The 20,659-nt window shown below is 72.6% G+C and carries 17 protein-coding genes; 12 read left to right on the forward strand and 5 right to left on the reverse strand.

All coding sequences use genetic code 11. From position 1 onward, the window contains the following. Window positions 1-51 precede the first annotated feature (51 nt). The 7 genes from ABVB68_RS06450 to ABVB68_RS06480 all read left to right on the forward strand — a co-directional run bounded on the left by ABVB68_RS06450 (window position 52) and on the right by ABVB68_RS06480 (window position 9,408). Window positions 52-1,209, forward strand: a complete 1,158-nt coding sequence (locus ABVB68_RS06450; protein ID WP_353599884.1) for a mandelate racemase/muconate lactonizing enzyme family protein — start codon at window positions 52-54, stop codon at window positions 1,207-1,209. Then, window positions 1,206-2,210 (forward strand): zinc-dependent alcohol dehydrogenase, encoded by a 1,005-nt coding sequence (locus ABVB68_RS06455; protein ID WP_353599885.1) that lies wholly within the window; start codon window positions 1,206-1,208, stop codon window positions 2,208-2,210. Before ABVB68_RS06450 ends, ABVB68_RS06455 begins: the two co-directional genes overlap by 4 nt. A gap of 239 nt (window positions 2,211-2,449) precedes the next feature. Further along, window positions 2,450-3,418, forward strand: a complete 969-nt coding sequence (locus ABVB68_RS06460; protein ID WP_353599886.1) for a hypothetical protein — start codon at window positions 2,450-2,452, stop codon at window positions 3,416-3,418. 38 nt (window positions 3,419-3,456) lie between these two features. Beyond that, a complete protein-coding gene (gene chvE, locus ABVB68_RS06465; RefSeq protein WP_353599887.1) occupies window positions 3,457-4,566 on the forward strand; it encodes a multiple monosaccharide ABC transporter substrate-binding protein in 1,110 nt (369 codons plus the stop codon). Between the two features lie 44 nt (window positions 4,567-4,610). Beyond that, a complete protein-coding gene (gene mmsA, locus ABVB68_RS06470) occupies window positions 4,611-6,161 on the forward strand; it encodes a multiple monosaccharide ABC transporter ATP-binding protein (RefSeq protein WP_353599888.1) in 1,551 nt (516 codons plus the stop codon). Further along, entirely contained in the window at window positions 6,158-7,402 is a 1,245-nt protein-coding gene (gene mmsB / locus ABVB68_RS06475) for a multiple monosaccharide ABC transporter permease (RefSeq protein ID WP_353599889.1), read from the forward strand. Before mmsA ends, mmsB begins: the two co-directional genes overlap by 4 nt. Window positions 7,403-7,581: 179 nt before the next feature. After that, window positions 7,582-9,408 (forward strand): pyridoxal phosphate-dependent aminotransferase, encoded by a 1,827-nt coding sequence (locus tag ABVB68_RS06480; RefSeq protein WP_353599890.1) that lies wholly within the window; start codon window positions 7,582-7,584, stop codon window positions 9,406-9,408. A gap of 120 nt (window positions 9,409-9,528) precedes the next feature. On the opposite strand, the gene ABVB68_RS06485 is transcribed toward ABVB68_RS06480, so the two are convergent. Beyond that, on the reverse strand, window positions 9,529-10,179 hold the full coding sequence (locus ABVB68_RS06485) for a DUF4360 domain-containing protein (RefSeq protein WP_353599891.1): 651 nt from the start codon (window positions 10,177-10,179) through the stop codon (window positions 9,529-9,531). Between the two features lie 246 nt (window positions 10,180-10,425). Further along, window positions 10,426-10,884 carry an RrF2 family transcriptional regulator gene (locus ABVB68_RS06490; RefSeq protein ID WP_353599892.1) on the reverse strand — a complete coding sequence of 153 codons (459 nt, stop codon included), beginning with the start codon at window positions 10,882-10,884 and terminating at the stop codon, window positions 10,426-10,428. A gap of 75 nt (window positions 10,885-10,959) precedes the next feature. Here ABVB68_RS06490 and ABVB68_RS06495 point away from each other — a divergent pair, with 75 nt between their 5' ends. The 3 genes from ABVB68_RS06495 to ABVB68_RS06505 all read left to right on the forward strand — a co-directional run bounded on the left by ABVB68_RS06495 (window position 10,960) and on the right by ABVB68_RS06505 (window position 15,873). After that, window positions 10,960-13,965 (forward strand): glycoside hydrolase family 35 protein, encoded by a 3,006-nt coding sequence (locus tag ABVB68_RS06495; RefSeq protein WP_353599893.1) that lies wholly within the window; start codon window positions 10,960-10,962, stop codon window positions 13,963-13,965. A gap of 85 nt (window positions 13,966-14,050) precedes the next feature. Next, window positions 14,051-14,653, forward strand: coding sequence for a toxin-antitoxin system, toxin component family protein (locus ABVB68_RS06500; RefSeq protein WP_353599894.1), 603 nt, complete (start codon window positions 14,051-14,053; stop codon window positions 14,651-14,653). Beyond that, entirely contained in the window at window positions 14,650-15,873 is a 1,224-nt protein-coding gene (locus ABVB68_RS06505) for an MAB_1171c family putative transporter (RefSeq protein ID WP_353599895.1), read from the forward strand. Before ABVB68_RS06500 ends, ABVB68_RS06505 begins: the two co-directional genes overlap by 4 nt. A gap of 26 nt (window positions 15,874-15,899) precedes the next feature. Here the strand turns inward: ABVB68_RS06505 and ABVB68_RS06510 are convergent, their stop codons facing one another. Both ABVB68_RS06510 and ABVB68_RS06515 read right to left on the reverse strand, forming a co-directional pair. Further along, a complete protein-coding gene (locus tag ABVB68_RS06510) occupies window positions 15,900-16,745 on the reverse strand; it encodes an SMP-30/gluconolactonase/LRE family protein (protein ID WP_353599896.1) in 846 nt (281 codons plus the stop codon). Then, entirely contained in the window at window positions 16,742-17,515 is a 774-nt protein-coding gene (locus tag ABVB68_RS06515; RefSeq protein ID WP_353599897.1) for an IclR family transcriptional regulator, read from the reverse strand. Before ABVB68_RS06515 ends, ABVB68_RS06510 begins: the two co-directional genes overlap by 4 nt. 117 nt (window positions 17,516-17,632) lie before the next feature. On the opposite strand from ABVB68_RS06515, the gene ABVB68_RS06520 reads away from it, so the two are divergent. After that, window positions 17,633-18,199 carry a hypothetical protein gene (locus ABVB68_RS06520; protein WP_503006027.1) on the forward strand — a complete coding sequence of 189 codons (567 nt, stop codon included), beginning with the start codon at window positions 17,633-17,635 and terminating at the stop codon, window positions 18,197-18,199. 233 nt (window positions 18,200-18,432) lie between these two features. Here ABVB68_RS06520 and ABVB68_RS06525 read toward each other — a convergent pair whose 3' ends face one another. After that, window positions 18,433-19,311, reverse strand: coding sequence for an ATP-grasp domain-containing protein (locus ABVB68_RS06525; RefSeq protein ID WP_353599899.1), 879 nt, complete (start codon window positions 19,309-19,311; stop codon window positions 18,433-18,435). Between the two features lie 131 nt (window positions 19,312-19,442). Between ABVB68_RS06525 and ABVB68_RS06530 the strand changes: the two genes are divergently transcribed. Beyond that, window positions 19,443-20,477, forward strand: coding sequence for a protein phosphatase 2C domain-containing protein (locus tag ABVB68_RS06530; protein WP_353599900.1), 1,035 nt, complete (start codon window positions 19,443-19,445; stop codon window positions 20,475-20,477). Window positions 20,478-20,659: the final 182 nt, after the last annotated feature.

Genomic DNA, 20,659 nt, shown 5'->3' on the forward strand with positions numbered 1-20,659 from the left:
CCAACATTTCGAACGTGTGACGAAATCTCGAACAGCTGAGAGGCAACCGCCGTGCGCATCACCGGAATCAGCACACACGTGGTCGGGACCCCGTGGCGCAACCTGACCTATGTCCGGGTGCACACCGACGAGGGGATCACGGGAGTCGGCGAGACCCGGATGCTCGGGCGCACCGACGCGCTGATCGGCTACCTGCGGGAGGCCGAGACCAACCACGTGCGCGGCTCGGATCCGTTCGCCGTGGAGGATCTCGTGCGCCGGATGAAATACGGCGACTACGGCCGCGCCGGTGAGATCGTCATGTCCGGCATCGCGGTCGTCGAGATGGCGTGCTGGGACATCAAGGGCAAGGCGCTCGGCGTGCCGGTCTGGCAGCTGCTCGGCGGGAAGGTCACCGACCGCGTCAAGGCGTACGCCAACGGGTGGTACACGACCGAGCGAACGCCGGAGGCCTACCACAAGGCCGCCCAGGGGGTGATGGAGCGCGGCTACCGGGCGCTGAAGATCGATCCGTTCGGCACCGGGCACTTCGAACTCGACCACGCGCAGACCCGGTACGCCGTCTCGCTCATCGAGGCCGTGCGCGACGCGATCGGCCCGGACGCCGAGCTGATGCTGGAGATGCACGGCCGCTTCTCCCCCGCCACCGCGGTCCGCCTCGCCCGGGAACTCGCCCCCTTCGAGCCCGCCTGGCTGGAGGAGCCCGTGCCGCCGGAGAACCTCAAGGCGCTGCAGAAGGTCGCCGCCAAGGTCGACGTCCCGATCGCCACCGGTGAACGCGTGCACGACCGGATCGAGTTCCGCGAGCTGTTCGAGAACCAGGCCGCGGACATCCTCCAGCCCGACGTCGGCCACATCGGCGGCATCTGGGAGACCCGCAAGCTGGCCGCGACCGCCGAGGCCCACTACATGCTCGTCGCCCCGCACAACGTGGGCGGGCCGGTGCTGACCGCCGCCTCGCTCCAAGTCGGCTTCACCACCCCGAACTTCAAGATCCTCGAACACTTCAACGACTTCGCGGACGCCGAGATCAAGAAGGTGGTCAAGGGCGCTCCCCAGGTCGTCGACGGGTACTTCCAGCTGTCGCACGAGCCCGGTCTGGGTGTCGAACTGGACGTCGACGCGGCCGCGGAGTTCCCGCAGCAACAGGCCCGGTTCGACCTGTGGGCCGAGGGCTGGGAGCAGCGCAGGCCGAAGGGGACCGTGTGAGCTTCCAGGTGGTGGTCGAGGCGCCCGGGGCGCACCGGGTCGAGGCCCACACGCCCCGGCGGCCCGGTCCCGGCGAGGCGCTGGTCACCGTGCACGCGGCCGGCATCTGCGGCAGCGACCGCGAGGTGTACGGGGGCAACCGGCCCGAGGGGTACGTGCGCTACCCGCTCGTCCCCGGCCACGAGTGGTCCGGCACGGTCGGGGCGGTGGGCGCCGGAGTGCCCGCGACCCTCGTCGGCCGCAAGGTCGTCGGTGAGGGCTTCCGCAACTGCCAGGTGTGCGAGCGCTGTCACGCGGGCGACACCACCCTGTGCACGGACGGCTACGAGGAGACCGGCTTCACCCGGCCGGGTGCCATGGCCGCCACGCTCACGCTGCCCGCGCGGCTGCTGCACGTCCTGCCGGACGACGCCGACCTGACCGCCGCCGCGCTGCTGGAGCCGGCCGCCTGCGTCGCCGCCGCCGCGCTCAAGGCGGGCGCCCGGCCGGGCGAGCGGGTCGCGGTGGTCGGCACCGGCACGCTGGGGATGCTCGCGGTGCAGTTCCTGAAGGCCGTCTCGCCGGCGGAGCTGCTGGTCGTGGGCGTCCGGGACGACCGGGAGGCGCTGGCCCGGCGGTTCGGGGCCACCGGCTTCCGCACCACGGACCAGGAGGCACCCGGCGACTTCGACGTCGTCGTCGAGGCCGCCGGCTCCGCGACGGCCGCGCGCACCGCCGCCGCGCTGCTCCGGCGCGGTGGACGCCTGGTCCTGACCGGCATCCCGGCGCCGGGCGCGGACGGGCTCGACCCGGCCGACCTCGTCGTACGGCAGCTGGAGACGCACACCGTCTTCGGGGCGCCGCCACCGGCCTGGGCGTACGCCGTGCGGATGTTCGGCGCCGGGTTGCTCGATCCGCTGCCGCTGGTCACGCACGAGCTGCCGCTGACCGAGTTCCCGCGGGCCATCGAGCTGGTGGGGAACGGGGATCCGGGGGTGGGCAAGGTGCTGCTCCGCCCCTGACCGTACGCCGGCCGGGCCGCCACCCGACGGCGCCCCGGCCGGCCCGCCCCCGGGCCCTCCCGCCGCCCCGGGCCCGCTCCTCCGGTCCGCTCCCTTCCCTCCGCCCGGAGGCCGCTCCGTCACCCCACGCGCCCCACGCCCCCTCAAGCCTCCGTTCCACCCTCCCCCGCGCCCCATCCCACGCCCCCCTGCCCAGGGGCGCGAACCTTGTCCGAGATATCGAACGTGAAGGACTGCTCGTGACCGAAGCCCACGCCCCGGCGGCCCGCAGGCCGGGCGAGCACGTGCTCGCCGCACTCGGCCTGGGGGCGCCCGCCCCGGACCCGGCCGACGCCTCCGCCCACAGCTTCCCGGGCGGCGGCCGCTGGCGCACCGAGGTCCCCTCCTGCGAGGGTCCCGAAGCGCTGGCGGTCGTGCTGGAGGAGGCCTCCCGCCTCGATGTGCCGATCCACCGGATCAGCCAGGGCAGCGGCGTGTGGATGCTCACCGACGCCGAGATCACCGAGATGGTCGGGGCCGCCGGCGAACGCGTCGTGGAACTCTGCCTGTTCACCGGCCCGCGCGGCACCTGGGACACCGGCGGTGCGGTGCGGTCCGACTCACGGGGGGCCGGGCTGCGCGCACGCGGTCACGACGCCGTGGCCGGCTGCGTCGAGGACGCCGTCCGCGCCACCGAACTGGGCGTCAAGTGCCTTCTGGTCGCCGACGAGGGCGTGCTGTGGACCCTGCACCGGGCCCGGACGGAAGGCATCCTCCCGGCCGACACCACGCTCAAGGTCTCGGCACTGATCGGCCCGGTCAACCCGGCCTCGTACGCCGTCTTCGAGCGGCTCGGCGCCGACTCCGTCAACGTGCCGAGCGATCTGACGCCCGATCACCTCACGGAGATCCGGCGGGTCTCGGGCGCCCCCATGGATCTGTACATCGAGGCCCCCGACGACCTCGGCGGCTACGTGCGGATGTACGAGGTGGCCGAGCTGATCCGGCGCGGCGCGCCGCTCTACCTGAAGTTCGGTCTGTCCAAGGCGCCCGGCATCTACCCGTGGGGCGCCCATCTCAGGGACCTGACCCTGGACACCGCCCGGGAGCGGGTACGGCGCGGCCGGCTCGCCCTGGACCTGCTCGCCCGGCACGGCGCGGACGGCGGCATGGCGCCGCTCGGCTCGCGGCTGCCCGGCCCGCTGAACCGCTTCCCCAGCAACGCGTGACCCCCAGCCCACGACGAACCGACCAAGGACTGATCACCATGCGCAACCACAGAACCGCAATCGCCGGGACGGCCGCGGCCGCCTCGCTCGCCCTGGCCCTGACCGCCTGCGGGCAGAGCGGCGCGGGCGGCAGCAAGGAGAAACAGGGCGACGCCAAGGGCGGCACCATCGGCGTCGCGATGCCGACCAAGTCCTCCGAACGCTGGATCAGCGACGGCGCCAACGTCGTCAAGGACCTCCAGGCCAAGGGCTACAAGACCAAGCTGGTCTACGGCGAGGACGACCCCGAGCAGCAGGTCTCGCAGATCGAGAACCTGATCACCCAGGGCGTCAAGGGCCTGATCGTCGCGGCGATCGACAACAAGTCCCTCGACCACGTCCTGCAGGAGGCCGCGGACGCCCACATCCCGGTCATCTCCTACGACCGTCTGATCCTCGGCACCCGGAACGTCGACTACTACGCGTCCTTCGACAACGAGAAGGTCGGCAGGCTGCAGGGCACCTACATCGTGCACAAGCTCGGCCTGGACAGCGGCAAGAAGGGGCCGTTCTCCATCGAGCTGTTCGCCGGCTCCAACGACGACAACAACACGCGCTACTTCTTCGAGGGCGCGATGAGCGTGCTGAAGCCGTACCTGGACGACAAACGGCTGGTCGTCCGCTCCGGGCAGACCGCGCTCAACAAGGTCACCACCCTGCGCTGGGACGGCGCCACCGCCCAGCGGCGCATGGACGACATCCTCACCTCCTCGTACAAGAGCGAACGGGTCGACGCCGTCCTCTCCCCCTACGACGGCATCTCCATCGGCGTCCTGTCCGCGCTGAAGTCGGACGGCTACGGCTCGGGGAACAAGCCGCTCCCGGTGATCACCGGTCAGGACGCGGAGCTGGCCTCCGTGAAGTCGATCATCGCGGGTGAGCAGACGCAGACCGTCTACAAGGACCTCCGCAAGCTCGCCGAGGTCGCCTCCACGATGCTGGACGACGTCCTCAACGGCAGGAAGCCGAAGGTCAACGACGTGAAGTCGTACGACAACGGCGCCAAGGTCGTCCCCTCCTACCTGCTCCAGCCGGTCAGCGTCGACAGGTCCAACTACGAAGAGGTCCTGGTCAAGGGCGGCTACTACACCGACGCCCAGCTCAGGTGACCCGACCGAACCGACCGACCCCACACCGACCGGAAGGCACGACCATGGCGGGACCCGTCCTGGAAATGCGCTCGATCGTCAAGACCTTTCCCGGTGTCACGGCGCTCTCCGACGTCACGCTGACGGTACGTCAGGGTGAGGTCCACGCCATCTGCGGCGAGAACGGCGCCGGGAAGTCCACCCTGATGAAGGTGCTCTCCGGCGTCCACCCGTACGGCAGTTACGAGGGCGAGATCCTCTTCGAGTCGGCGGTCTGCCGATTCAAGGACATCCGGGCCAGCGAGCAGCACGGCATCGTCATCATCCACCAGGAGCTGGCGCTGGTGCCGTACCTCTCCATCGCCGAGAACATCTTCCTCGGCAACGAGCACGCCACGCGCGGCCTCATCGACTGGGACGGCACCCTCGGGCACGCCGCCGAGCTGCTGCGCCGGGTCGGTCTGACCGACCACCCGCAGACCCGGGTGGCCGACATCGGCGTGGGCAGGCAGCAGCTCGTGGAGATCGCCAAGGCGCTGTCGAAGAAGGTGAAGCTGCTCATCCTGGACGAGCCGACCGCGGCCCTGAACGACGAGGACAGCGGCAAACTCCTCGACCTGATACTGGAGTTGAAGGCCCAGGGCATCACCTCGATCATCATCTCGCACAAGCTGGGCGAGATCCGCCGGGTCGCCGACTCGGTGACGATCCTGCGCGACGGACGCTCCATCGAGACCCTCGACGTGACCGACCCGGGGACCACCGAGGACCGGATCATCAGCGGCATGGTCGGCCGCGACCTCGACCACCGCTTCCCCGAGCGCACCGCGCACCGGACGGACGAGGCGGCGCCCCCGGCGCTGGAGATCCGCGACTGGAGCGTGCACCACCCGATCGACCGGCAGCGCAGGGTGGTCGACGGCGCGTCGATCAGGGTGCGCCGCGGGGAGATCGTCGGCATCGCGGGCCTCATGGGCGCCGGCCGCACCGAACTCGCCATGAGCGTCTTCGGCCGCTCCTACGGCCGTTACGCGGGCGGCACGGTGCTCAAGGACGGCGAGGAGATCCGCACCAGGACCGTCGCGGAGGCGATCGGGCACGGCATCGCCTACGTCACCGAGGACCGCAAGCACTACGGCCTCAACCTGATCGACACCGTCAACCGGAACATCTCGCTGACGGCCCTGCACAAGGTCGCGCGGCGGGGCGTCGTCGACGAGCACGAGGAGCGGCAGGTCGCCGAGCGGTTCCGCACGTCGATGAACATCAAGGCGCCGACCGTCTTCGAGCCGGTGGGCAGGTTGTCGGGCGGCAACCAGCAGAAGGTCGTCCTCAGCAAGTGGATCTTCGCGGAGCCCGACGTGCTGATCCTGGACGAGCCCACGCGGGGCATCGACGTCGGCGCCAAGTACGAGATCTACACGGTCATCGACAAGCTGGCGGCCGAGGGCAGGGCGGTCGTCTTCATCTCCTCCGAACTGCCCGAGCTGCTCGGCATGTGCGACCGCGTCTACACGATGGCGGCGGGCCGGGTGACCGGCGAGTTCTCCCGGGCCGAGGCCTCTCAGGAATCGCTGATGCGCCAGATGACGAAGGACAAGGAGGTGACCCGATGAGCACGGACGTGTCCGCCAGGACCCCGGCACCGGCGCCCCCGGGCAGGGGCGGTGAGGCGGCCCCCGGCGCTCTGCTGCGGCTGGTGCTGGCCGGGCTGCGCACCAACATGCGGCAGTACGGCATGCTGATCGCGCTCGGCCTGATCGTGGCCCTGTTCGCGGTGTGGACCGGGGGCGACCTGCTGCTGCCCCACAACGTCTCCAACCTGGTGCTGCAGAACAGCCACATCCTGATCCTCGCGATCGGCATGATGCTGGTGATCATCGCGGGCCACATCGATCTGTCGGTCGGCTCGCTGACGGCGTTCGTCGGCGCGTTCGCGGCCGTCCTGACGGTCCAGCACGGTGTCGGCTGGCCGCTCGCCGTGGTGCTGTGCCTGCTGGTGGGCGCGGTGGCCGGTGCGGTGCAGGGCTACATGATCGCCTACTTCGGCATACCGTCGTTCATCGTCACCCTCGCCGGCATGCTGATCTTCCGCGGTCTGACGGAGATCTTCCTGCAGGGGCAGACCCTCGGGCCGTTCCCGCGCGGTCTGCAGAAGATGGGCAACGGCTTCCTGCCGGAGGTCGGCCCCAGCACCAACTACCACAACCTCACGCTGCTGCTGGGCCTCGTCCTGATCGTCTTCTCGGTCCTGCAGGAGGTCCGCGACCGCAGGCGCCAGCGGAAGTTCTCACTCGACGTGCCCCCCAGGAGCCTGTTCCTGCTCAAGCTCGTCGCCCTCACCTCGGCGATCCTCGTCGTCACGCTGCTGCTGGCCAGCTACAAGGGCGCCCCGATCGTGCTGCTCGTCCTCGGCGTGCTGGTCGTCGGCTACGGCTACCTGATGCGCAACTCGGTGTTCGGCCGGCACATCTACGCGATCGGCGGCAACCTGCCGGCCGCCAAGCTGTCCGGCGTCAAGGACAAGAAGGTCACCTTCCTGGTCTTCCTGAACATGGGCGTGCTCGCGGCCCTGGCGGGACTGGTGGTCGCCGCCCGCCTCAACGCGTCCTCGCCGAAGGCCGGGCTCAACTTCGAACTGGAGGCCATCGCCTCGTCGTTCATCGGCGGCGCCTCCATGAGCGGCGGTGTGGGCACCGTCCTCGGCGCGATCATCGGCGGTCTCGTCCTCGGCGTGCTGAACAACGGCATGAACCTGCTCAGCGTCGGCACCGACTGGCAGCAGGTCATCAAGGGCCTGGCCCTGCTGGTGGCGGTCGGGTTCGACGTGTGGAACAAGCGCAAGTCCGGCTCCTAGTCCGGATCGGGCCCCGCCGGAGCCGCGGCGGGGCCCGTTCCAGCCGTACCGGACGAGGATGCACGCGTGCGGGGCGTGAACCGGCTCACACGGGGGGTGAGTTGAACGGCACTGCCGTCCCTCCCGTATCCAAGGGCGGCCTGTGCTCCCCCGCACGGGCCGCCTGAACGGAGGTCCCCTTGGCCGGCAACGTCACCTCGTTGTTCCGCGGCACCGCCGCGCACAGCCCCTCGATGGCGGCGCTGGCCCGGGAGGGCGGCGACGGGACCGGCCCGGTGGACTTCTGCATCCCCTGCAACCCCTACTTCCCCACCGCGGCCATGTTCGACGAGATGTCGGCCCGGCTGCGCGAGATCGTCACGTACTACCCCAGCGGCGCCGAGACCATCACCGCGGAGCTGTGCAGTCTGCTGCAGCTGCCGCCGAGCTGTGTGGCGATGGGCAACGGCTCCACGGAACTGATCACCTGGCTGGACCACCTCCTCGTCCGGGAGTCCCTGGCGATCCCGGTGCCCACCTTCGGCCGCTGGACCGACCAGCCGATGGAGACCGGCAAGCGGGTCGACATGTTCCCGCTGCAGGAGGCGAGCGGCTTCGCCCTGGACCTCGCCCAGTACACCCAGTTCATTCGCGCCCGCGGCACGCGCGTGGCCGTGATCTGCAACCCGAACAACCCCGACGGCGGATACGTGCGCAAGCAGTCGGTGGTCCAGTTCATGGACGCCATGGCCGATCTGGACCTGGTGATCGTCGACGAGTCCTTCCTGGAGTTCGCCGACGCGGAGGCCGAGCCGAGCGTCGTGCAGGAGGCGATGCTCCGCCCGAACGTCGTGGTCCTGCGCAGCCTGGGCAAGAACTTCGGCCTGCACGGCATACGCTTCGGCTACCTGGTCGCCAACCCGGCGCTCGCGGGCAGGGTCCGCTCGATGCTGCCCAAGTGGAACCTCAACTCCTTCGCCGAGCACGTGGTGTTCATGCTGAAGGAGCACGGCGCCGAGTACGCGCAGAGTCTGCTGCAGGTGCGCCGCGACCGGCTGGAGATGGCCAGCCACCTCTCGGCGCTCCCCGGGCTCACGATCTACCCGTCCCAGGGCAACTTCCTGTTCGTCCGCCTTCCCGTCGGGGCCGAGGGCACCGTGGTCCGTGACCGGCTGCTCACCGGGCACCGGATCCTGGTCCGCGAGTGCGGCAACAAGATCGGCTCCTCCAGCCGCTTCCTGAGACTCGTGGTGCGCCCCCAGGTCGACGTGCGTCGCCTGGTGTCCGGCCTGGAGCAGGTGCTCTACGGGTCCAGGAGGGGAACCGCCGTACCCGGGCCGGGCGCCGGGACCAGCTACAGCTCGGGTACGGCGGCGATCGACCGGCTGATGAGCGAGACCAACGGGGCCGGTCTGCGCGGGCTCGACGCCCAGGCCGTCGCCGCGGCCGCTCCCGCTCCGGCCGTCGGCACCGGCATGCCGCTCCCCGCCGCCGTACCGCCCGGCGCCGGGATGCCGATGCCGGCGGCTGCCCGGCCGGCCCCGGCCCCCGCTCCGGCACCCATGCAGACGCCTGCGCCTGCGCCGGTGCCCGCGCCCATGCAGGTGCCGGAACCGATGCGGGAACCGATGCGGGTGCCCGCGCCTGCGCCCATGCAGGTGCCGGAACCGATGCGGGTGCCCGCGCCCGCGCCCATGCAGGTGCCGGAACCGATGCGGGTGCCCGCGCCGATGCCGGTCCAGCAGCCGATGAGTCCGGCGCCCGCACCGCAACCGGCCACGCGGCCGGGCCCGGTGCCGACGCCCGCCGTGCCGGCACCGCCCCCATTGCCGGTGCCGGCACCCGCGGCCGCCGTCACGCCCACCCCGCCCGGCGTCCCGGCCCGCGGCGGTCTCACCGCGGCCCAGGTGCGGGGCATGACGGCCCCCGCCCCCGCCCCCGCCACCGGCCTGACCCCGGCCCCGGCGACGGGCTGGCCGAACGCCCAGAGCTGGCCGAACGCGGCGGGAATGGGACAGGCCGGCTAGGGCCTGTCCGGCCCTTCCCGTCCGCCGCGCTCCGGGCGGCGACGCGAACGGCCGGACAGGCCCCAGCGCCTCGTGCGACGCCGGCCCAGGGGCGGTCGGCGTCGCACGGCCGGTGGAGCACTACTGCTTGGGACACTGCTTCCACGCCAGGTGGTAGACCGTGCTGATGTCTCCGTCGGTGGAGTCCATCGTCATGAAGCTGACCTTGCCGGGGTTGGCGCTGCCCGCGTTCACCCTCAGTTCGGTGTTGATGTTGAAGTTGCGCAGCACACCGCAGGGCGCCCAGACCAGTTGGGCCCAGTCGGTGCTGTCGGTGGCCTGCCAGTCGTCGTTGTAGGCGCCGGTGAAGGGGTGGGTTCTCGGCACGGTGCTCGAGGAGCCCTGGAAGTAGTACGAGGCCTTCTGCGCGGCGGTCGCGCCGGGCTGGAGCGAGAGGAAGCCCCGGTAGTCCGCCTTGGCGACGGCGTAGGTGAAGCCCTGCGGGACATGGACCACCAGGTTGAGCTGGCAGTTCTTGCGGAAGGCGGTGGGGTCGGAGTTGCCGCCGGCCTGGGCCAGGTAGTCGCTGTACGTCACCGTGAAGGCGGTGTTGTCCGGCGACACCGCCACGGCGGCCGTACCCGCCGGGCAGCCGGAGCCGTTCACCGTCGCCACGTCGATGACGATCTTGTCCGGGGGCGGGTCGTCGAACACGGAGGACGGGTTCTGGGTGGGTAGCGCGGTGGTGAGGAGAGCGGCTACGGCGCCGCTCAGGAGGAGTCCACCAGCCATGGTTTCTCCCGGTTGAGTGGGTGGGGGGTTGGTCCTCCGGCCCTCCGTTCGACTGCGAAGAAACCGTGTGAAACCTGTGAAGGAGGGGGAGGCGAGGGAATCGTAGGAAGGCCCGCCCCGGCCCGACAGGGTCAACTCAGGCCATTCACACCGGGGTTTTCACGGGCCCGTCGGCCTACACACCGTCTCCGGGCCCTCCCCGGCCCGACACACCGCCTCCGGCTCCTGCTCGACCCGACACACCGTCTAGGGGTTCTCCCAGGCCGCCGGTTCCGCCGCCAGGGCACGGACCGGCCCGGGCAGCGCGTCCGCCGCGAGGTCGGCGAGGGTGACGCCCTCCAGGATCCGGCGGACGTTGGCGCGCAGGGCGATCCACAGGGGCAGCAGCGGCCGGGCCGTGCCGGTGTAGGCGAGGCCGGTGGGGCGTTCGCCGCGGACCGAGACGATGGGGCCGTCGACACCCCGGATGACGTCGGCGACCGTGATCGCCGCCGCGTCCCGGGCGAGCCGGTAACCGCCGCCCCCGCCACGCCGGCTGTCGACGATCCCGGCCCGCCGCAGGTCGCCCAGGATTCCTTCCAGGAACTTGTGGGGAATGTCCTGAACCGCGGCGATCTCCTCCGCCTTCACGGGGCCGCCACCCTGCCGTACGGCGAGCTCCAGAACCGCCCGTACCGCGTAATCCGCCCGCGCCGAGATCCTCATGCGTCCATTGTGGGGCGTACCTCCGTGGACAATGGCCGCACCCGCGCCCCGTAAGATCGCCCGGGAGGATGCACCTTGGCGCTCAGCAGACGTAACTTCAGTGCCCTGGCCGGTTCGGCCGCGCTCGGCCTCGCGCTGGGCGGCAGCGGCGGCCCCGGGGCGCCTTCGGCGTACGCGGGCGGTGGTGTGCCGACCGGACCGGCGCCCGCCCCGCCCGGCGCCGACGGCAGGCGGCACACCGTCGGGTACGACCGGCACTCCCTGATCGTGGACGGCAGACGGCTGGTGGTGTGGTCCGGCGAGCTGCATCCCTTCCGGCTGCCGAGCCCTTCCCTGTGGCGGGACGTGCTGCAGAAGATGCGGGCCCACGGCTACAACGCCGTCAGCATCTACGTGGCCTGGAACTACCACTCCCCCGCGCCCGGCCGGTACGACTTCACCGGCGTCCGGGATCTGGACCTGTTCCTGCGCACGGCCGCCGAGACGGGGCTCTACGTCATCCTGCGGCCCGGTCCGTACATCAACGCCGAGGTCGACGGCGGCGGCTTCCCGGGCTGGCTGACCGCCACGAAGGGCGCCGCCCGCACCGCCGACCCGACCTACCTGTCGTACGTGGACGAGTGGTTCACGCAGGTCGACCGGATCGCCCGGAAGCACCTGTTCACGCACGGCACCGGTACGGTCCTGCTCTACCAGATCGAGAACGAGTACGACTCCCACGTCACCGAGGCCACCGGCCGCGCCTACATGTCCCACCTGTACCGGAAGGTGCGCGCCGACGGCATCGACGTTCCGCTGTTCCACAACGACAAGGGCCGCAACGGCTACTGGGTGCCCGGGTCCTTCGACACCGGCGGGGAGCGGGGCGGCTGGCTGTACGGGTTCGACGGCTACCCGTCGCCGTCCAAGACCCCGCCGGACTGGGGGCACTACGGGCCCGGCGGGATGAAGGGCGGGGCCACCGCCTCGCCGTCCACGCCCGGGTTCGTGCCGGAGTTCGGCGGCGGCTGGTTCGACCCCTGGGGCGGGGCGGAGTTCGACGGCAAGGGGTACGCCGAGTCGCGGCGCACCCGGGACGCGGCCTACGAGCGCCGCTTCTACCTGACGAACCTCGCCAACGGCATCACCCTGCACAACGTGTACATGACCTTCGGCGGGACGTCGTGGGGCTGGCTGCCCGCACCGGTCGTGTACACCTCCTACGACTACGGCGCCGCCATCGACGAGGGCCGGGGTGTCACCGCCAAGATCGCGCCGATGCACCAGCTCGGGCATCTGCTGCAGCGCGTGCCCGACTTCGCCCGGCTGGACCGTGCGGCGGAGGTGAAGGCGGCGGGCCTGAAGGTGTACCACCTGGTCAACCCGGACACCGGCGCCCATGTGTACATCGCCCGCAACGACGGCCCGGACGACGTCACCACCGAGCTGCCGACCGACGCCGGCGACCTGCGGATCACCGTGCCCGGCAAGGACGCCAGGCTGCTGACCACCGGCCTGTCCCTGGGCCGGCGGACCCTGAAGTACTCCACCGCCCAACCCGTCATGTGCCTGACGGCCGGGCGGCGCGACATCGCGCTGTTCTCGGGGCGGCACGGCGACATGGCGGACCTGGTGCTGAAGTGCCCGGTCGAGCCGAGCGTCCAGCGGCTGGACCCGGAGGCCGCCTGGGTCTACGACCGGGACGAACTGCGGGTGAACGCGCCCCTCGGCGAGGGCGGGCTGACCCGGGTCCTGGTGCAGAAGGGCGAGAGCGAGACCCCGCTGCTGCTGCTCTTCGCCGACGACGACACCGCGGTGCGGATGTTCCCCTACGACACCCCGTCCGGGACCCTGCTGGTGTACGGACCGAAGCTGCTGCGCCACGCCGAGGTGCGGGGTTCGAAGGTCATCCTGACGGGCGACGTCACCGAGGCGACGGCGGTCGAGGTGTGGGGTCCGCGCGGGGTCGACACCCTGGTGTGGAACGGGCGCGTCCTGCCCACCCGGGTCACCGGCTCCGGCAGCCTGATGAGCACCGGCCCGCTGCCGGCCGTCCCCGAGGTGCGGCTGCCCGGGCTGGGCGGCTGGCGGATGCGGAGGGAGAACCCGGAGGCGAGCCCGAGCTTCGACGACTCGGCGTGGCAGGTCGCCGGCAGGACGTCGTCGTACAGCACCACGCCGGTGCCGGACGGCGGGCCGGTGCTGTTCGCCGACGACTACGGCTTCCACTACGGGGACGTCTGGTACCGGGGGACCTTCACCGACTCCAGCGGCCTCGAGGAGATCGCGCTCGCCTACAGCGCCGGCACGCAGGGCCTGCTGATGGCGTGGCTGGACGGCGAACCGCTGGGCACGCACCGGATGCCGGTGCCGGACAAGTCCACCGTCCGCCGGGGCAGCTGGACGGCCACGGCCGTCCTGCCGGTACGGCGGCGCCTGCGCTCGCCCGGCCGGCACGTGCTGTCGGTGCTGGTCCGGCGCATGCAGCACGACCAGGACGGCAAGGCCCTCGACACCCACAAGGCGGCCCGCGGACTGACGGCGGCCTCCTTCACGGGGGTGGCCCCGGACGTCACCTGGCGCATCCAGGGCGAGGCGGCCGTGGACCCGGTGCGCGGCCCGATGAACAACGGCGGCCTGTACGGGGAGCGGGAGGGCTGGCACCTGCCCGGCTTCCCGGACCGGGACTGGGAGGCGGTCACCTTCCCGCGGAGCCCGCGGTACCAGGGGGTGACGTGGTACCGGACCACCTTCCGGCTGTCGGTGCCGGCCGACATCGACGCCTCGATCGGCCTGACCCTGGAGGACGACCCGTACCGCGCCTACCGGGCGCAGATCTTCCTCAACGGCTGGAACATGGGCCAGTACATCAACAACGTCGGCCCGCAGCACACCTTCGTCCTGCCCAACGGCATCCTGCGCACCCGGGGCACCAACACCCTGGCACTGGCGGTCCTCTCGGAGTTCACCACCCTGTCCGGACCCGGCAGGGTGGGCCTGACCCTGCTGGGCAGCGCGGCCGGCGGGGTACCGGTGACCCCGGTGCCCTCCCCCGGCCACCGAGCCCCCACCGGACCCACGCGCCCTGTGGTGCCCCGTTGAACGAGCGCCACGGGACCACATGACGCGGACACTTCCGGGCGCGTACGCTCGGACCGGCCGCAGACCGCGGTGGGAAGGGAGACCGATGAGCTTCGGGGGTGCGCGGGAACGGGCGGCACGCCTGGTCGTACGGCTGCGGCGCTCCCGCTCGGGCCCGGCGATGCGCTCCCTGGCCGCCGACCTCGCCGCGGCGGTCCGGGCCCGGTCCGCTTCGCCCGACGGTGTACGGCAGTTGGGCCGGGCGCTGTGCGAGGAGATGAGTGCGCTGCGCGGCGGCCGGCCGGTGGAGCTGCGTTTCGAGCGGTTCCCGGACGAGATCGAGGTCACCGGACTCTGCGTGGAGTTCGCCGACTTCGACCTGGTCATCGTCGAGGAGCGGGCCGAAGCCGTACAGCAACTGGTCATCCTCGGACACGAGCTGTGGCATCTGCACGCCGGGCACCGCCACCACCACCAGGCCGGGGCCGCGGCGGTCCGCGCCCTCGCCGAGACGCCCGGCTGGCGGGACATGGCGCTGACGGTGGCCGCCCGCAACGGCTCCCGTGAGGCCGACGAGGCCGAGGCGGACGACTTCGGGCACCGTCTGGCCACCCTGTTCCGTTCCCATGTGACCGGCTCGGGCGACGCCCCGCCGAGTCCCGCGCAACGCATCCTCGGGTACCGCGGACGGGGAGTGGCCGCGCGGTGACCGGGCTGGCCCTCGAACCCTCGGCCTTACTGGACCGGTTCTACATCTCCTTCTGGATCCCCGCCGCGCTGCTCACCGTCGCCCTGGCCATCAAGCTGCCCTCCATCATCCGGCTGTGGCGGGACCCGCTGATGCGCGCGGTCGGCGGACTGCTGCTGCTGGCCTGCGCGGTGTTCGTGTTCTGCACGCCGTCCATGATCGCCCGGGTGAACCGGCTGACCGGCGTGCCCAACTTCTCGGCGCCGCTGTGCTATTCGCTCATCACCGCGCTGTCCGGTGCCTGCCTGCTGCTGATCGTCACCTGGCGCAACGGCCGGGCCGACCGCTCGGCGGCCAACCGGCACGTACGGCGCCGGGTGGTCCGGGCGTACGTGGGCGTGATCATCGCGCTGTGGGGGCTGTTCCTGCTCGCCGACGTGCCCGTGGAGCGCATCCGGGACCTGGACACGTACTACGCCGAGACGCCCTTCATACGCGAGGAGATCCTGCTCTACCTCGTCGCACACGGCGCGGCCTGCCTGATCGCCTCCCGCCTCATCTGGAACTGGGCCCACGCCGACGGGCTGGACGCCTGGCTGCGCTGGGGGCTGAAGCTGCTGGGCGCCGGGTGCGTGCTGAACCTGGTCTTCAGCGGGTCGAAGCTGACCGCCGTCGTCGCGCACTGGTGCGGGCGCGACCTGGACTGGCTGAGCACGAACCTGGCGCCGCCGGTCGCCTCGCTGGCGGCCATCCTGGTCGCGGCCGGCTTCATCCTGCCGCACGCCGGCCAGTACCTGCACGACCGCTGGCGGGTGCGGCGCGCCCACCGCGAACTGGGCCGGCTCTACCGGCTGATGCGGGCCGCGAGCGGCGACCGGGTGCCGTTCGTGCTGCGGGCCACGCCGGAGCTGCGGCTGACCCGGCGCGAGACGTTCATCCGGGACGCGCTGCTGCAACTGGCCCGGCACATCGACCCGGGCCTCGGGCTGCGCTCCTACGAGGCCGCGCTCGCCCTCGGCCATCCGCCGGAGCGGGCGCGGGCGCTGGCCGCCGCGGTGGGCATCCTGGACGCGCTGGACGGAGCCGGCGCCCGGACGCCGGAGCCGGCGTCCGGACCCGACCTCGCGAGCCTGCTCCAGGAGATCACCGCCATCTCCCGCGCGCTGGGCCGCGTCGAGGACCTCACGGCGGTCCGGTCCCTGGCCACGCTGGAGAAGGACACGGCGGCGGGGGTCCCGTAGGCGGATGCCTGCCGGCCCGGTCCCGGTCAGCCGCCGAACGCCGGCTGGGGGAGGCCCAGGCCCGCGCCGGGCAGGACCAGCAGGGCGCCGTCGAGGGGGCGCGGGGCCGCAAGGCCGGTGCGGGCCGTCGTCACGTACAGGTCGGTGAGGCCGGCGCCGCCGAACGCGCAGGCCGTCGTGCGCCGTGCCGGCAGGGTGATCACCCGGTCGAGTTCGCCGGCGGGCGTGTAGCGGCGCACCGCTCCCCCATCCCACAGCGCCACCCACACGCACCCGTCCGCGTCGACCGTGAGGCCGTCCGGGAAGCCCGCGCCCTCCTCGATGACGGCGAACGGGCGGCGGTTGCGCACACCGCCCTCGTCGTGGTCGAAGACGTCCACGCGGCCCGTCGGGGTGTCGACGTAGTACATGAGGCGGCCGTCCGGACTCCAGCCGGTGCCGTTGCTGACCGTGACGTCCGGCAGGACCGTGCACACGGCACCGTCCCCGGTCAGCCGGGACAGCGTGCCGCCACCCGCCGCCTCGTCGTAGCGCATCGTGCCCGCCCAGAGGGAGCCGTCCGGGGCCACCGCCGCGTCGTTGGCGCGGCGGCCGGCGACCGGCTCGCGGTGCAGCCAGCGGAAGGTGCCGTCGGGGTCCAGCAGGCCGACGCCGTCGCGGAGGTTGAGCACCAGGCCGCCGCCCGCCCGGGGCTTGGCCGCGCCGACGTGCTGCTCGGTCGTGCGGACCGTGCGCCGGCCCGTGCCGGGGTCGTAGGTGTGCACGCGCATGCCCAGGACGTCGAGCCAGATCAGCCGGCCGGACGCCGGGTCCCAGGTGGGGCCCTCGCCCAGCGTCGCCCCGGCCCGTACCGCCACCTCGTACGCCGTCATGCCGCGCTCCGGTGGCCCAGCCGCTCCGACAGCTCGGCCGCGCCCCGCACCGCGAGCCGCTCCAGCTCCGCCCGCCGCTCCTCGCTCCAGCGGATCATGGGCACGGAGATGGACAGGGCGGCGACGACCTGGCCGGTGCGGTCGCGGACCGGCGCGGCCACGCAGGAGACGTCCGGGTTGGACTCGCGGTTCTCCACCGCGACGCCCCGCTGCCGGATCCCCGCCAGGGCCTCGCGCAGCGCGGCGGGGTCGGTGATGCTGTTCGGGGTCATCGCGGTCAGCTCCGCGCCGTCCGGCACGCGTGCGGCCAGCTCCCGCTCCGGGAGCGCGGCGAGCAGCATCTTGCCGACGGAGGTGCAGTGGGCGGGGAGCCGCCGGCCGGCCGCGGAGACCATGCGCACGGCGTGCGTGGAGTCGACCTTGGCGATGTAGATGACGTCGGTGCCCTCGAGGATGGCCACGTGCACCGTCTCGTCGCAGGTCTCGGCGACCGAGCGGGCCACCTGCTGGCCCTCCGCGGCGAGGTCGAGCTGCTCGGCGTAACGGCTGCCGAGCTGGTACGGGCGTACGCCGAGCCGATAGCGTCCGGGCTGTCCGGGCACCTGCACGATGTACGAGCGTGCGGCGAGCGTGGTGACCAGCTCGTGCACGGTGGTGCGCGGCAGCTGCAGCCTGCGCACGATGTCGGGGGCGGAGAGCGTCCCGTCCCCGTCGAGGAACAGCTCGAGGATGTCGAGAGCCCGGGTCACGGCAGGTACGAGGCGTCCCACGACCGACCCCCTCCTTTGTTCGAAATATCAACAACCGATCGGTATGGCGAACACAGGCTAGTCAGGGAAGGTCGCGCGGGGCAATGGCGGGAACCGGCCCCCACCGCGGCGGGCACCATGGGTGCCATGCAACTCGACTTCCAGCTGGTGCTGCTGCGGCGCATGGCCGACCACAATCCGGACCTGGTGGAGGGGGCCCGCCGCCGGCTCGGGGCGTCGATCGCGGACATGCGGGAGGCCAACAGGCGCTGGCAGGCCATGGTCCGTTCGCCGCGGTCGCGGTCCGCCGCCGCCCGGTACCGTTCGGTGCTCGGCGAGCCGGAGTCCGTCGTACCGCGCCGCCTCGGTGACGTGCCCTGCGAGGCGCGCCGCTGGAGGCTGCCCCTCTGGCCCGACCTGCGTTTCGAGGTGCTCGTCGGGCCCGACGGGGCGGTGTGGAACGAGTGGCTGGTGCGGGCACCGGACGCGCCGCCGCCCGCCCTGGCCACCCTGGAGGACCTCGTCCCCTGGTCCTGCACGGCGGACGAGGCCGCCCGCGCCTTCGCCCCGGCCCGCCCGCTGGAGGGGACGGCGCCCACCCGGTGGGGGCTCGCCTTCACGGCCCCCGGCCGGGACGGCGTACCGCACGAGGTGGTCGCCGAGTTCACCTGGGGACTGCTCCAGCGCACGACGGTGGTCACCTGACCGCCCTCCGGCGGCCGGCCGTGCCGGGCGTGCCGGGCGTGCCGGGCGTGCCGGGCGTGCCGGGCGTGCCGGGCGAAGACGAGAACGCCCGTGGGCGCCGTTCCCCGGCACGCACCGTGGCCGCCGGCCACGGCCTGCCGAGCCCGCCCGCCCACACGGCGTCAGCGGCGTGCGTACCACGACCGGTCCCTCCCGCGGCCGGTGCTGACCGGTGGACCTCCCCGGTCACGGCCCTAACCGCGGGCGGCCCTCGCCAGGATGGCCTCGGTCGCGCGGGGCAGGGAGGCCGGGTGGAGCTGGAGGAACCAGTTCGGCTCGACCAGTTCCAGCTCCATCAGCCGGGGTTCGCCGTCCTCCCCGTCGACGAGGTCCACGCGCGCGTACAGCAGCCCGCTGCCACCGCCGGGTACGGCCGCCAGGGCCCGCTCGGCCACGGCGAGTTCGGCGTCCGTGGGCTGCCAGGGCCGCAGGTCCGGGTGGGCCACCTTGTCGGCGTCGTAGGGCGTGCCCGGGGTGAGGACGGCGCCCTTGCGGCTGGCGTGCAGCAGGCCGCCGCCGAAGAACTGCAGGGCGCGCTCCCCGCTGACGTCGATGCCCCGCACGTAGGGCTGCACCATCGCGGTGAACCCCTCCGCGTGCATCCGCGCGAGCTGCCGCAGCGCGGTGTCGTGCTCGGCGGGGGTGTAGCGGGCGGCGAACCGGGCGCCCGCGCCGGAGGTGGGCTTGACGACGTACTCGTGGCCTTCGGGCAGGTCGGCGGGGTTACCCGGGGCGATGTAACGGGTGGGGACGGTGGGCACGCCGGCCGCCGCGAGGTCGCCCAGGTACCGCTTGTCGGTGTTCCAGCGCACCACCGGGGCCGGGTTGGCGATCCGGGTCAGCGCGCCGACCCGCTCCACCCAGGCGGTGAACTCCCCGGCCCGCCAGCTGTAGTCCCAGGTGGAGTGGATGACGACCAGGTCGTAGCCGGCCCAGTCCGCGTCCGGGTCGTCCCAGTGGCGGGGCTCCGCCTCCGCGCCCGCGGCCCTCAGGGCCCGCACCAGCACCGGCAGACCGGTGTGCCTGCCCGGCTCGGCTCCGGGGTCGTACGTGGCGAGGGCGATGCGGGGCACGGCGGACTCCCTGTCGTACGGCGGTTCGATCACCGGCGAGGCTAACAACCGCCACCGGAACCGGGACAGGGCGGTTGACCTTCACCTTCGGTGAAGCCCCAGCATCGGGGGCGGACGAGGAGGAGCGCGGGATGCACAGCGAGTTCCTGACCATCGGGGCGTTCGCCAGGGCCAGCCGGCTGTCGCCGAAGGCGCTGCGGCTGTACGACGAGCTGGAGTTGCTGCGGCCCGCCAGGGTCGACCCCGGCACCGGGTACCGCTACTACACCGCCGCGCAGCTGCGGCAGGCCAGGCTCGTGGCCTGGCTGCGGCGGCTGGAGATGCCGCTCGCACAGATCCGCGCCGTGTGCGCGCTGGAGGCGGTGGACGCCGCGCGGGCGATCGGGGCGTACTGGGCGCGCGTGGAGGCGGAGACCGCCGTACGGCGGGACCTGGCCGCGTTCCTCGTCGACCAGCTGACCGGAGAGTCGAGAAGGGACCGCGTCATCATGATCGAACTGCGTCACTCCGCCCATTCCGACCGCGGGCGGGTCCGCCCGGCCAACCAGGACGCCGTGTACGCGGGCCGCAGGCTGCTGGTGGTGGCCGACGGTTTCGGCCCGGCGGGAGCGCCCGCGAGCAGCGCCGCGGTGGAGGCGCTGCGGTACCTGGACGAGGGCGAGGAGCCGGGCGGGGACGGTGTGCTGCACCTGCTGGAGGACGCGGTGCGCTCGGCCGGTGAGGCCGTACGGGACGTGGCGGGCGACGAGGCCGGCACCACGCTGACGGCACTGCTCAGCACGGGCGCGCAGGTGGCCCTCGTCCACCTCGGGGACTCGCGGGCGTACCTGCTGCGGGACGGGGAGCTGGTGCGGATCACGCGCGACCACCGGGTGTCGGCCCGCTCGCTGAGGCTGGTCAAGGCGCTGACCGGCCGGATGAACCCGGTGCCGGATCTGCGCCTGCAGGAGGCCCGGGCGGGCGACCGGTTCCTGCTGTGCTCGGACGGGCTGACCGAGGTGGTGACCGACGAACGGATCAAGTCGCTGCTCGCCGGGCGGACGGAGCCCGAGGACGCCGTGCGGGCGCTGGTCCACGAGGCCGACGCGGCCGGCGGCCCCGACAACGTGACGTGCGTCGTCGCCGACGTCGTCCCACCGCCCCACGCCGCCGTGCCGACCGGCTGAGAGGGGCGCACCGGGCATGGCGCCCGGACGCGACCCGCGGGCTCCGGTTCGCCGCCTGCCGGTTGCCGCCGGTTGCCGTGGACGAGCCGCAGGTCGGTCGGGCTCGGCACGGTCGTGGTGGGGAAGGGTCCTGGTGTAGGAAGGGTGCTGTCGTCACCGATGGCCGACGGTGGGTCGGCGGT

Origin of the sequence: Streptomyces sp. NPDC096012, assembly GCF_040426375.1 — a bacterium.
Classification (GTDB): Bacteria; Actinomycetota; Actinomycetes; order Streptomycetales; family Streptomycetaceae; genus Streptomyces.